Origin of the sequence: Devosia sp. (assembly GCF_041917035.1) — a bacterium.
In the GTDB taxonomy this organism is placed as follows: domain Bacteria; phylum Pseudomonadota; class Alphaproteobacteria; order Rhizobiales; family Devosiaceae; genus Devosia_A.
The window spans coordinates 12,818-25,246 of record NZ_JAYRYM010000002.1; the positions used below are offsets into that span (position 1 = coordinate 12,818).

Annotated in this window: 13 protein-coding genes; 3 read left to right on the forward strand and 10 right to left on the reverse strand. The window is 66.4% G+C overall.

Annotated features, from left to right (window positions below; all coding sequences use genetic code 11):
• Positions 1 to 78: 78 nt before the first annotated feature.
• The 5 genes from ACE3TU_RS00635 to ACE3TU_RS00655 form a co-directional block, all read right to left on the reverse strand.
• Positions 79 to 1,947 (reverse strand): hypothetical protein, encoded by a 1,869-nt coding sequence (locus ACE3TU_RS00635; RefSeq protein ID WP_374618855.1) that lies wholly within the window; start codon positions 1,945 to 1,947, stop codon positions 79 to 81.
• A gap of 163 nt (positions 1,948 to 2,110) precedes the next feature.
• Positions 2,111 to 2,515 carry a hypothetical protein gene (locus ACE3TU_RS00640; protein WP_374618857.1) on the reverse strand — a complete coding sequence of 135 codons (405 nt, stop codon included), beginning with the start codon at positions 2,513 to 2,515 and terminating at the stop codon, positions 2,111 to 2,113.
• A gap of 18 nt (positions 2,516 to 2,533) precedes the next feature.
• Positions 2,534 to 3,808, reverse strand: a complete 1,275-nt coding sequence (gene eno, locus ACE3TU_RS00645; RefSeq protein WP_374618859.1) for a phosphopyruvate hydratase — start codon at positions 3,806 to 3,808, stop codon at positions 2,534 to 2,536.
• Positions 3,809 to 3,894: 86 nt separating this feature from the next.
• Positions 3,895 to 4,866, reverse strand: coding sequence for an NAD-dependent epimerase/dehydratase family protein (locus ACE3TU_RS00650; RefSeq protein WP_374618862.1), 972 nt, complete (start codon positions 4,864 to 4,866; stop codon positions 3,895 to 3,897).
• Positions 4,867 to 4,996: 130 nt separating this feature from the next.
• Positions 4,997 to 5,362 (reverse strand): PRC-barrel domain-containing protein, encoded by a 366-nt coding sequence (locus ACE3TU_RS00655; protein WP_374618864.1) that lies wholly within the window; start codon positions 5,360 to 5,362, stop codon positions 4,997 to 4,999.
• A gap of 153 nt (positions 5,363 to 5,515) precedes the next feature.
• On the opposite strand from ACE3TU_RS00655, the gene ACE3TU_RS00660 reads away from it, so the two are divergent.
• Positions 5,516 to 5,935: a VOC family protein gene (locus ACE3TU_RS00660; RefSeq protein WP_374618867.1), complete on the forward strand. Its 420-nt coding sequence runs from the start codon at positions 5,516 to 5,518 to the stop codon at positions 5,933 to 5,935.
• A 9-nt stretch (positions 5,936 to 5,944) separates the two neighbouring features.
• On the opposite strand, the gene ACE3TU_RS00665 is transcribed toward ACE3TU_RS00660, so the two are convergent.
• On the reverse strand, positions 5,945 to 6,406 hold the full coding sequence (locus ACE3TU_RS00665; protein WP_374618870.1) for a YaiI/YqxD family protein: 462 nt from the start codon (positions 6,404 to 6,406) through the stop codon (positions 5,945 to 5,947).
• Between the two features lie 100 nt (positions 6,407 to 6,506).
• Between ACE3TU_RS00665 and ACE3TU_RS00670 the strand changes: the two genes are divergently transcribed.
• Both ACE3TU_RS00670 and ACE3TU_RS00675 read left to right on the forward strand, forming a co-directional pair.
• Positions 6,507 to 6,938 carry a hypothetical protein gene (locus tag ACE3TU_RS00670; RefSeq protein WP_374618872.1) on the forward strand — a complete coding sequence of 144 codons (432 nt, stop codon included), beginning with the start codon at positions 6,507 to 6,509 and terminating at the stop codon, positions 6,936 to 6,938.
• 64 nt (positions 6,939 to 7,002) lie between these two features.
• Positions 7,003 to 7,455 carry an L-2-amino-thiazoline-4-carboxylic acid hydrolase gene (locus ACE3TU_RS00675; RefSeq protein WP_374618875.1) on the forward strand — a complete coding sequence of 151 codons (453 nt, stop codon included), beginning with the start codon at positions 7,003 to 7,005 and terminating at the stop codon, positions 7,453 to 7,455.
• A 10-nt stretch (positions 7,456 to 7,465) separates the two neighbouring features.
• Here the strand turns inward: ACE3TU_RS00675 and ACE3TU_RS00680 are convergent, their stop codons facing one another.
• The 4 genes from ACE3TU_RS00680 to ACE3TU_RS00695 all read right to left on the reverse strand — a co-directional run bounded on the left by ACE3TU_RS00680 (position 7,466) and on the right by ACE3TU_RS00695 (position 12,376).
• Positions 7,466 to 8,470 (reverse strand): P1 family peptidase, encoded by a 1,005-nt coding sequence (locus ACE3TU_RS00680; protein ID WP_374618877.1) that lies wholly within the window; start codon positions 8,468 to 8,470, stop codon positions 7,466 to 7,468.
• 35 nt (positions 8,471 to 8,505) lie between these two features.
• A complete protein-coding gene (locus ACE3TU_RS00685) occupies positions 8,506 to 9,825 on the reverse strand; it encodes a tetratricopeptide repeat protein (protein ID WP_374618880.1) in 1,320 nt (439 codons plus the stop codon).
• Positions 9,826 to 10,039: 214 nt separating this feature from the next.
• The gene (locus ACE3TU_RS00690; protein ID WP_374618882.1) at positions 10,040 to 10,780 is read right to left on the reverse strand and encodes an SDR family oxidoreductase; all 741 of its coding nucleotides are present in this window, start codon (positions 10,778 to 10,780) and stop codon (positions 10,040 to 10,042) included.
• Positions 10,781 to 10,921: 141 nt separating this feature from the next.
• On the reverse strand, positions 10,922 to 12,376 hold the full coding sequence (locus ACE3TU_RS00695; protein ID WP_374618885.1) for an aldehyde dehydrogenase family protein: 1,455 nt from the start codon (positions 12,374 to 12,376) through the stop codon (positions 10,922 to 10,924).
• Between the last annotated feature and the right edge of the window lie 53 nt (positions 12,377 to 12,429).

Consider the following 12,429-nt stretch of genomic DNA (forward strand, 5'->3'; position numbering starts at 1 on the left):
GCCATGTTCGCGTATAGGCACTGTCCTTATAGTTTGCCGCACCTTAACAGGCGGTGGACAAGCAGCGGCCACCTCACCTCACCCGCAGGTCTCGCGGTAGAGTTCGACGAGAAAGCTGTTGGCGAGCGGTACCTTGTGGGGCTCGTAGTCATCGAAGTCCGTCCGCGTCGAGATCGTCATTTCGGCGGGCGCGACCTCGAACAGCACATCCAGTATCTCTTCGACGACTGCCTGATCGGTCGTCCCGATGCCCAGATCGCCCAGCGACTGGGCGTAGCCCGCTTCATTGATCGGCCAGTAGCCATCGTCGCCGATGAAGATTGCCAACTCCAGCCGGAACGCGGCCTCGAGCGCATCCTGCTTCTGGAAATCGTCGGAATAGAAGGCCAGTTCGTGCGCGCCCGTCCCCGGGAAGCACCTGAACTCGACCCAACCGCCGGACGGTGCAGCATTGGCGCGAAGGACCGCCAGCGCACCAAGCGCTTCGGCCACCTCGCCATCGAGTAGCTCCCAGCCCACCACGGGTGAAGGAAGGGGGTTGGCGATGCGATCGTACTCGTCCGGGGCCAGGCAGAGCCTGGCGAAATCCCTGGCCGCCGCCTCCGCCCGTTCCCCTTTGGGAAGCTGTCCGGTGTAGACGACGCCCGAGGTTGTCACGATGTTGAGCCGAATGTCCTCGGCGCTGTTGGCAAGCCGCACGACCATGTCGCTGATCTGGTAGACATTGGTGCTCTGCAGGTAGCGCAACGGCCCCTCGCTCCAGCTCTCGGCGATGAACCTGAAGTCGGAGTCGTCAACCAGGACGGCCACGGAGTCGGTGGCCGGCCCGGTATCGGCGATCAGGCCGGGGTTCACCTCGATGCCGAAGAATGGCTGGCCGGCAGCGTCGCAGGCCAGCAGTACCGATGCCTTGCCGTCCTCCGTACTGACGACCAGAGTGTGGTCCGGAAGCGCATCACTGGGCTTGCTCCGCAACGTCCATTCCGCGACGACGCGATCGGGAGTGGCTGCCTCCGGGGCTGCCGGCGTGTCTGCCACTGCCGGTGCCGCGTCGAAGCACTGCGACCGGAACTGGGCGACCGCCTGAGCGAGACCCTGCAGGTTCTTTGCCGGCCAGCGGGTCACCATGCCGCTCGTGTAGCTCTCGATGGTCATGGCGACTTCGGTGGTGGCGGAGCCGACGGCCTCGATCAGGCCCTGAACGTACTCGGGCTCGGAGTAGTAGCGGACACCGGCGGAGCCGTCGGACCGCGCGAAGTGCTCCCCGGGGGCGCTGCGCTGATCGCCGTCGACCTCGATCCTCAGCGTCAGGCCGACATCTCCCGCCTCATATGGAAAGGTCGAGGGATTGGTCGAAAGAAACGCCACTTCGGGTCGCCTCAGTCCGTCGCAATAGGCATGGAAGAAGCCGCCCTGGTCCAGGTCGCCGACCAGCGTCGCCTGCGTCCCGCCATTGACGGGGTCGGGCTCCACCGTGACGCCCCAGGCTGACAGGGCCATGGCGGGTTGCGCCACGGGAGCACTCCCGAAGCACTTCGCGATGAAGGCCCTGCCCGCCGCGGTCGATCCCTTGGCGCCAAGCGACATCGGGTGCTCAGCGCCGCTGGTAGTCTGCACCAGCACCACGCTGATGCTCGACTTGGCGGCGACGATATCCTCCACGATGGCCCGGGCGTCGGCGAGGCCGTTGCGATAGCGGGTGCCGAGCCAACCCGGGGCATGTCGGTAGTACTCGGCCGCGCTCTGCCAACTCTGACCGGTATCCGACTGTACACGGAGCGCCACCGGCTCTGCGTTCGGCCAGGTTTCGGCGTTCTCGCCGTCATAGGTGAGAAGCGCGATCTGGCGCTCCGAGGCACGGCACCAGACCTGGAAGAAGACCTTGTCGCTCAGCGCTGCCCGAAGCGTGTAGGTCGGCTGTCCGGAGACGTCGACCTCCTCCAGCATCTGCCACTGCGCCAAGGCAGGGGACGCGAGAAGCAACGAGAGGGACGTGAGAAACAGAAGGGCCAGGAAATGCAGTCGCGCGCTGACAAGCAAAACCCACCCCCATTGTTGGCAGCGAGCTTATCGCTTCCGCGAGGATTGGCAATCGCGTGACGATAGGCTCCTAGTTCCCCTCCGGCAGGCTGAGGTCCACTTCGACCATGTTGGCGCAGAACACCGCCTCACCACGCAGCCATTCGTTCTGAATGCCGCCTTCTGCATTGATCTCATCGATGACGGCGACGAGACGATCGACCTTCTGCTGGTCGGTCAGGTCCGACGGCCGTGCCGCGTCGGCCCGCGCCTGCAGCCGATCGCCGGCCTCGCGCAACGCGTCGACATTCGCGGCCGTGTAGCTGTCCTTGGCCTGTCCGATCAGGACGACGCAGCGGAGCGCGTCATCGTAGTCGTCGGCAATGGCGGGCAGGACAAGCGGTCCGCCGAGCAACGCAACCGCCACCGGGACCGCCCCGAGGCGCACCCACACGGAAACCGCTACCCTTCCCCTGCCGTCGACTTCTCGACGCATGCTTCGTGCCTCTCCGCCCTAGCCCTTCAGTACGCTGCGCCCGGCATACTTCGCCGCGCCGCCGAGTTGCTCCTCGATCCGGATCAACTGGTTGTACTTTGCCAGCCGGTCCGACCGGGACAACGAGCCGGTCTTGATCTGGCCGGAGTTCACCGCCACGGCGAGGTCGGCAATGGTCGAATCCTCTGTCTCGCCGGAGCGGTGCGACATCACCGAGGTGTAGGCGGCGCGATGCGCGGTGTCGACGGCATCGAGCGTCTCGGACAAGGAGCCGATCTGGTTCACCTTGACGAGGATCGAGTTGGCGACACCCATCTTGATGCCCGAACGCAGCCGCTCGGTATTGGTGACGAACAGGTCGTCGCCGACCAGTTGCACCTTCTTGCCCAGCAGGTCCGTCAGGACCTTCCAGCCGTCCCAGTCGTCCTCGGCCATGCCGTCTTCGATGGTGATGATCGGGAACCGGTCGACGAGGCCGGCGAGAAACCGCGCATTGTCCTCGGACGACAGGGTCTTGCCCTCGCCTTCCATCACGTACTTGCCGCCCTTGAAGTACTCGGTCGAGGCGCAGTCGAGCCCGAGATAGACGTCCTTGCCCGCCGTATAGCCGGCCTTTTCGATCGACTTGACGATGTACTCGAGGGCCGCCTCGGCCGATTTCAGGTTCGGCGCAAAGCCGCCTTCGTCGCCGACATTGGTGTTGTGACCGTCGGCCGCGAGGCCCTTCTTCAGCGTGTGGAAGATCTCCGACCCGATCTGCACGGCGTGCGCGATCGATTCCGCGCCCACCGGCAGGATCATGAATTCCTGCATGTCGATCGGATTGTCGGCGTGGGCGCCGCCATTGATGATGTTCATCATGGGAACCGGCAGCACATGCGCGTTCGGCCCGCCCAGGTAGCGGTAGAGCGGCAGTTCGCTCGATTCCGCTGCGGCCTTGGCCACCGCCAGCGAGACGCCGAGGATGGCGTTGGCGCCCAATCGGCTCTTGTTCGGAGTGCCATCCAGCTCGATCATCGCACGGTCGACCTCGATCTGGTCGAGCGCGTCGAGGCCCTGGATCTCGTTGAAGATCTCGGTGTTGACGAAGTCGACGGCCTTGGTCACGCCCTTGCCGAGAAAGGGCTTGCCGCCGTCGCGCAGTTCCACCGCTTCATGTGCGCCGGTCGAGGCGCCCGACGGCACGATGGCGCGGCCGAAACTGCCATCGTCCAGCACGACATCGACTTCCACGGTCGGATTGCCGCGGCTGTCGAAGACCTGCCGGCCGGTGATGTCGATGATCGTTGACATGTGCTGCCCCTTGAACTGCGATCTGTGCTTCAGGCCTTGCTAGACCAGGGTTGTGACAACTGGAAGAGGGGCCGGCCGGATTTTTGTCAGCGCGCCGCGTGTGCTCCGTCTATTCGCCCGTTCGCCAAGAGCCAGGTCACCGCCTCTTCGACGGCAGCCAGGGAGGAATAGCGCGGCTGGTAGCCGAGCAGCCGCTGCCCCTTGGCGATCGAGTGGCTGGGGCTGCGTGCGATGTGCTCCCAGGTGGCCTGCGCCTCCTCGTCCGGCTGCGTCGTTTTCCACTGCTCGAACGGGAGGTAGTTCAGCCGGGGCTCATGCCCGAAGAATCGGTACATGTGCTCGGCATAGCCCCTGAGGTTCACCGCCTGCGGCGACACGGCGTTGAACGCCTCCCCGATCGAGCCGCTCCAGTTGGCCATCGCTCTCGTAACGAGCTGTGCCACGTCGTCCGCATGCACGTGGTGCACCGTCTCGAGCCCGAAATTCGGCAGCAGGAGTTCTTCGCCCCGTGCGATCTGCGAGAACACGGCAGAATTGAAATGCCCGGCCGGATTCAGCGGATCCCATCCCGGCCCGACGATGTGTCCCGGCCGGAACACCGTCGCCGGAAACCCCGCGCGCCGCGCCTCGCCGAGCAGAAAGGCCTCGATCGCCGCCTTCTGCGTCCCGTAGGCACCGAAGGCATTGTGCGGCTGATCCTCGGTTGCCGGCACCGCGGCATTGTGGCCGTAGACCCAGATCGTGCCGCAATGGAGGAAGTGCTGCACCCTTCCCCGCAGCGCCTCGACCAGGTGCCGAGCGCTGCCGAGGGTGAAGCAGATCATGTCGATCACCACGTCGCCGCCAAGTGCTGCAATGGCGGTTCCGAAGCTGTCGTCGGACTCTGCGGCCGCGCGGTCGATATGCACCGTCTCGACCCACTTCCAGGCCCCATGAGCCTGGTACGGCGCGCGCTGGCCGCGCGTCACGTTGACGACGGCGTGACCGGCCTCGACCAGCCGTGGCACCAGGTAGGTCCCGACATGCCCGCTGCCTCCGATGATGACCACGCGCGCCATATCCGCCTCCCACGCAAATTCGCGGGCAGACTATCGCGGGCTGGCCGAAATCGCACCAGCCCGACCACGCCTCTACAGTGAAAAGGGCGGCGCGCGTGCACCGCCCTCCCCCATCGACCTGGGCGCGCCGTCAGTTCCAGTATTTCGGAACCTGATAGTAGTCGAATGCCCGGTCCCGATGCGCCGCACCGTCGTCGCGGGTCAGCGCGTTGATGGTGTCGCTGGGCGCGGCCTTCAGCTGCTCCTTGGTGTAGGGCACGACATAGGCCTGTTCGGCCTCGTCGTAGTCGAGCACCGACCACGGAAGCGGATGGTACTTCTCGCCGATGCCGAGCAGCCCGCCAAATCCCACCACCGCGAACATGACGGCGTTCTGGGTCTTGTCGAGCACCACGTCCTCGATCTTGCCGATCACGTTGCCCTCGTTGTCCTTCACGTCGGTGCCGATCACGAGCGAAGCACGAATGGCACTGGTGTGGCCGCTGAGCGTTGTCATGGAGCGTCTCCTTTGTTGGATGGTCCTGCCGGAACGTGCCGGCGTCGGCTTCGGTTCCGATTGAACGACAGCGCACCCTTGCTCGAGCGGCTGTTTTATCGTTAATATGCGCCTCGAAACCTAGGATGTTTTTCTCTCGAGGTGGGAACCGTGGTGGCAATCGTCAGGCAAGTGGCGCATGTGTGCATCTTCGCACGCGACCTCGACGCGACCGAGGCGTTCTGGTCGGGCGTCCTCGGCCTGCCCGTGGCGTTCCGCTTCACCCGCAACGGTGCGCCCTACGGATTCTATCTCACCGCCGGCGGCACGACGAACATCGAGGTGTTCCTCAAGGCTGCTGCGGCCTTTGCCGAGACCGATCAGATCAACCACATCTGCCTCGAGGTGCACTCACTGGACGACGCCATCGCCGCGATCCGGGCGCAGGGTGTGGCCATCACCGACAAGAAGCTCGGCGTCGATGACACCTGGCAGGCCTGGACCGCGGATCCGAACGGCGTGAAGATCGAGCTCTTCGAGTACACCTCGCGCAGCGCCCAGTTCGTCGGAGGGGACAGGGCAGCGAACTGGTAGGCCTGAGGTCTACCGACTTGCCTGCCCGCGCAGCGCTCGCTGCACCGCTTCGTCGAAGGCCTGCAGGAAGGCCTGGCGTTCTTTCGCACTGAACCCGGCGTTGAAGCCCCGGCTCTCTCCGGTCTCCCTCAGGTGCTGGTTCAGCTCCCGCATGGCGAGCGCCATGCCGATCGATTGCGCGGTGAACGGCCGGCCCGTCGGCCCGAGGACGATCGCGCCCTGCTGCAGAGCCCGGCCGGCCAGCGGGATGTCCGAGGTTACCACCAGATCACCCGCGGCGATGTGGCTGACGATCCAGTCGTCGGCCGCGTCCGCTCCCTGGGGGACCATGACGTTGCGGATCATCGGGTCGCGCGAGGGCCGAAGGCCGAAATTGGCGACGAAGATCGTGACCACCCCGTGGCGCCCGGCGACTCGCAGCACCTCGTCCTTGACCGGGCAGGCATCGGCGTCCACGTAGATTTCGGGCATCCAATTGCCTCCGCTTCGTCCAACCGGCTATCGCGTCTCACATTGAGGCCGCAATGGCCGTCCATCGCTTGGCCGCAGAAAAACGGCCCGGGATTCGACCATGCGTGTCACAACAGGACTACTGCTCGCTGCCGCGACGCTGACGGTTGCCGCCTGCGGCAGCGCCGAACCCGCCCCGAGACCTGCGGTCGAGGCTCCGGCGAAGACCGCCCCCGTAGAGCCGGCCGTATCGAAGCCGTCCACCCCGACAAGGCTGCCTCTAGGGGCACAGCCATTGCTCGGGACCTGGTCGGCCGATCTCACCACCTGCGGCGACCAGCGATCGGTCGTCGTCATTTCCGCCGGCAGGCTGACGTCTGCGGCGCGGACCTGCGATATCACGCTTGTCGACAACAACGACGGAAGCTTTGCCGCCGCCTGTGGCGAGGAGACGCTTCATCTGACGCCGGTTTTCGCCCCGAGCGGCGACGGTATCAACCTCGTTGTCGATGACGGCAAGCGCGAAACCCTGTTGCGCTGCGGCCGCAACTGAACCCTTCGAAACCTTCCCCTCGGGCAGCTCCGGTGGCATCATGGCGGGCCGATTGGAGACGCACATGCCTGAACTGACCCCGTTCCAGCGCATTACCCTGCAGGTGCAGGCGCAGGTGCCGCTCGTCCGCGCCATGGAGGCAGCCCTCGGCAAGGAGCGGGCGCACCAACTGGTGCGCGAGGCGCTCGACCAGGCCAATCGCGCCATGGTCGCCCAGCGCGGCAGCTTGCTCGACATTCCCACCCTCGCCGCCGAATTCGCCGGCTTCGGCGCCGGCATCCGCTACGAATTCGAGACGCTGGAACAGACCGACTCGCTGCTGCGCAACCAGGTCAATCACTGCGACTATGCCGAGTTCATGGAGCAGATCGGTGCTCGCGACCTTGGCGAGTTGCTGATCTGCGATGGCGACTACGCGATGGCCGATGAACTCGGCCTGCGGCTCGAGCGCAGCAAGACCTGCATGAACGGCGATGGCCACTGCGACTTCTGCTACCATGTGAAGCAGAAGCCCTGAGGAGCGGCCGCTATCGCCCCCATCTCTCGCGCCAGGTCGGCACCACGTCGCGGGGCGCGGGACTGGCGAGATAGACCGCGCGCGCCATCGCCCGGGCCAGGCAAACCGCAGCGGCGTGGCCGATATGCATGACGTTGGCGATGGGATTGTCGAGCGCCCGTGCCCCGGTGGACACCGAGAAGATCAGGTCGCCGTCCACCTGCGTATGCGACGGGCTGGCGCCGCGCGCGATGCCGTCCTGCGCTGCCACCGCCAGCCGCTTGAGTTGCGCCTTGGTCAGGTCGGCGTCGGTGGCGACGATGGCGATCGTGGTGTTGGCGATGGGGTTCACCCAGTCCCGCTTGGAGCGGGCCGTCTGGGCGAAGTCCAGCGGCCCAGAGAAGCAGCCGAGTCCGCCGAACTCGTCGCCGACCTCGAACGGTGCGGCCCAGAAGTGCCGGGTGTCGCCCATGGTGACACTGCCGGTCGGATTGGCGGCAACCAGGGCGCCGACCGTGTACCCGCCGGGAATCTGAAGTGAGGCCGAGCCGAGGCCGCCCTTCAGGTTGGCCGTCAGAGCCCCCACGCCGGCGCCCGCCGTACCAAGCGCGAAGTCCCGCCCGGCCGCAGCCAGAGCCTGCCGTCCCAGATCCCGATAGGGGTTCTCGTCCCAGTCCTTGTCGCCTTCATTCAGCAGATCGAAGATGATCGCTCCCGGAACGATCGGCACGGTTGCCTTCTCGACGCGGAACCCGCGGCCCAGCTTCCGCAGGCCGTCAGTCACTCCCGACGCGGCGTCGAGACCAAAGGCCGAACCACCGGAAAGCACCAGCGCGTCGATATCCTCCACCAGCTTGTCGGGCGCGAGGAGTTCGGTCTCGCGCGCACCGGGCGAGCCACCCATGACGTCGACCGAAGCGCGAAACGGACGGTCCGCCACCAACACTGTGGTGCCGGTCTTGATCCGGTAGTCCTCGGCATTGCCGACGAGGAGTCCCTCGACATCGGTGATCAGGTTGCGTGGTCCGGTTCGCATCCGGGCTCCTTGTCTTGGTTGTGTAGAGCAGCCGGTTAGGCCGCCGCCAGCTTCGCGTTGACCAGTTCCAGCGCCCGGTTGAGCGGTACGCCGTCCGGGTCCCAGGTGCGCCGTACGTCCAGCATCTGCCGCGCCACCGCCCAGTTGCCCTGCTTGAGATGGGCATCCAGCAGCAATTGTCCGAACAGGTCGCGCTGGGCGTGGCTGCCGCCGATCTCGGTCAGGCGCGGATTGGCGATCGACAGCCAGTGCACCGCCCCGGCGTAGTCGCGGCGCGCATGCGCCAGCACACCGCGTGCCGCCGGCAGCGCCACCTGCTGCCAGACCAGCCGATCGAACGCCGTCGAACGAGCCGCCTTGTCCTCCACCGCCTGCAGCAGCAGGTCGGCCTCGGCATACTCCGCCCTTGCGAGGCCATAGAGGTACTGCAGGGTCAGGAACGGCTGCACCGTGTCGCCCGCGCGCCCCCTCATGTGCTCGGCGACATCCTGCCAGCGATCGCCGACATCGAGCCCGGCGACCTCCATTCGGGCCAGCAGCGACACCGCGCCGACCTGGTCCTGCGAGTAGTCCGGCTCGATGCCCCAGACATGGTTGTCGTAGGCGTCGAACACCGCCTGGTTGTCGCCCTCGCTGAGGTGAAACAGCGCCTTGTGCCACCAGTTGTGCGTGTACATGAAGGAGTTGAGGTCGACCCAGGTCCGTTGCGCCTCCGTCAGGAAGGCGACGCCTTCCCTCACTCGGCCCTGGCCGAGCATGACATGGGCCAGCGCGTGTTGCGCCCAGGGTTCTTTCTGCCTGAGCTCGAGTGCCAGACGGGCCTCGCGCTCGGCCGCCTCCAGCTGGTGCGATTGCTCGTGGGCGAAGGCGAGCATGCCGTGCAGGTGGGCATTGTCGCGGTTCGCCGCCTCTGCGGCCTTGCCGATCCGCAGCATGCCCGCTGCATCCCCACGGTTGAAGCTGTGATACTGGTGCAGCTTCACCGCAGCCAGGTCACGGGGGAACCGCGCGACGATCTCGTCCCCGATCGCCTGCACCGCGGGGACGTCGTTCGCCACCCAGCGCTCGAGCTGGGCCAGCAGCATCCGCTCGCGCTCGTTGGCCCCCGGCGAGGCCCTGGTCGCTGCCTCGAGGTAGCGCCGCGCCATGGCCGGTGCCGCCGATGCCTCGAGGAACATCCAGATGAAGCCGGCATAGACGTTGGCGAGGGTCGAGTCGGGCGCCGCGTCGGCCGAGGCGAGGATGTTCGCCGCCTTCTTCTCATAGCCGAGAAAGCCCAGAACGAAGTCGTCGATACCTGCGAGCGTCGCGGCATCGGCGATACTGACGTCATTGCCGAGAGCGTCCTGTGCCATGCTGGCCCACACGATTTGTCCACATGGTCAAATATAGACCCACCCGTGGCGCTGTCCACGCGACACGCTGACATTGCGGAGTGTCCGGGGATACGGCCGTTCACAAACGTGGCCGAATCATGGCGAGCGCACTCAAGATCGCTTGCGCCACAAGGACTTACAGCGCTCCCCGGGGGGCCGGAAAGTGTCTATCCCCAGTTCCTGCCCGGCCCGGCTAGATCACCCGGCCCCCATCCACCTCAAGGGCCACCCCGGTGATCATGCTGGCCTCGTCCGAGCAGAGGAAGCAGGCGGCATTGCCCATGTCCTCGGGGGTCGAGAAGCGTCCCAGCGGGATGGTCGACAGGAATTTCGCCCGGATCTCAGGCGTGTCCTCGCCCATGAAGGTCTTCAGCAGCGGAGTCTCACCGGCCACCGGATTGATCGCGTTGACGCGCACGCCGAGCGGCGCCAGTTCGATCGCCATCGACTTGGTTGCCGTCACCATCCAGCCCTTGCTGGCATTGTACCAGCTCAGCCGGGGCCGCGGGCTCACCGCCGCCGTGGAGGCCACGTTGAGGATCGCCCCGGTCCTGCGCGCCTTGAAATGCGGCACCAGGTGGCGCGCCGTCAGGTAGACCGACTTCATGTTCACATTGAACACGCGATCGAAATCCGCCTCCGAAATCTCGTCCAGCGCCGCCGGCAGGTGCGACACGCCGGCATTGTTGACGAGAATGTCGACCTTGCCGAACGCCATCAGCGCCGCTGCCGCCAGCTGGTTGACGCTCGCGTCCTTGCTGACGTCCACGTGCCCGGCCTTCTGCCCCAGCTCCCGCGCCAGCGCCTCCGCACCCTCGAGGTTGATGTCGGCGATCAGCACCCGCGCGCCCTCGGCCGCGAACTTGCGCACGATGCCGGCGCCGAACCCTGATGCGCCGCCGGTCACGATGGCGACCTTGTTTTCAAGTCTCATGCTTTCCTCGATTCTTCCCCTCACCCGGTCGCTGCGCGACCACCCTCTCCCTCAAGGGGAGAGGGAAGATTTGCCCCACACCTCCCCTCTCCCCTTGAGGGAGAGGGGTGCCCGAAGGGCGGGGTGAGGGGCCGTTCCCAGTTACCCATGCCAGGCCGCCACCGTCTTCAACACCGAGAAGCCATACAGCGCCTCGAATCCCTTTTCCCGACCGTGCCCGGACTTGCCCACACCGCCGAACGGCAGCTCCACGCCGCCGCCGGCACCGTAATTGTTGAGAAAGACCTGCCCGGTCTTGATCGCCTTGGCCATGCGCATCTGGCGCCCGCCGTCGCGCGTCCACACGCCCGCAACCAGCCCGTAGTCGGTGCCGTTGGCGATCGCCACCGCTTCGGCCTCGTCCTCGAACGGGATCACCACCTGCACCGGGCCGAAGATCTCGTCCTGCGCCAGCCGGTCGTCCGGGCGCACCCTCGCCACCAGCGTTGGCGCGAGGTAGTGCCCGGCGCGCGGAGCGTCGCCGACGATCGTCCCCTGCCCCGCCACCTCGCCGCCGCCGAGATCGCCGAGGAAGCCGCCGACGATCTCCTTCTGCCGCTCGGACACCAGCGGCCCGAGGTCGAGATCGGCAATTGCCGGTCCCACCCGCAGCCCGTTATAGCGCGCTGCCATCCGCTCCAGCACTTCGTCGTGGATCGACCGGTGCACGAGGATGCGGGAGCTTGCCGAGCAGGTCTGCCCGGCATTCTGGATACCGGCATTGACGAGGAACGGCAGCGCCCTGTCGAGGTCGGCATCCTCGAACACCACCTGCGGCGACTTCCCCCCCAGCTCCAGCGTCACCGGCACGACATTCTCGGCCGCGGCGTGCTGGATGAGACGGCCGACCCCCACCGACCCGGTGAACGAGATATGGTTGATTCCCCGGTGTGCCGTCAGCGCCGCGCCCGCTTCCTCGCCGAGCCCGGGCACGACGTTCAGCGCACCCGCCGGCAGTCCCGCTTCCTCGGCGATCCTGGCAAAGGCGATGGCGGTGAGGCAGGCCTCCTCGGCCGGTTTCAGTACCGCCGCATTGCCCATGGCGAGCGCCCCGGTCACCGAGCGGCCGATGATCTGCATCGGGTAGTTCCACGGGATGATGTGTGCCGTCACCCCGTGCGGCTCGCGCAGCGTATAGACCGTGTAGCCGTCGAGATAGGGAATGGTCTCGCCCATGATCTTGTCGCAGGCGCCGCCATAGAACTCGAGGTAGCGGGCGAGCGCCAGGGCGTCGGCCCGCGCCTGCTTGAGCGGCTTGCCGACATCCATCGCCTCGATGCGGGCCAGGTCGTCGACCCGTTCGAGCACCTTCTGCCCGATCCGCGTCAGGATGCGGCCACGCTCCGCCGCCGGGGTCCGTCCCCAGTCCCCCGCGAGGGCAGCATGGGCGGCCGCCACTGCCGCATCGACGTCGGCGGATTGCCCCCTCGGGACGGCGCCGATGGTGGCGCCGGTCGAAGGGTCCTCGATCGGCAGGTAGTCGCCGCCCAGCGGCGCCACCCAGCGCCCGCCGATGAAGCACTTGGTCGGATCGAAAAACAGGTTCAGCTCGCTCATTCTTGTCACTCGTCACAGGGCGACGACGGACTGGTCGTCACACGCCTTCGGGC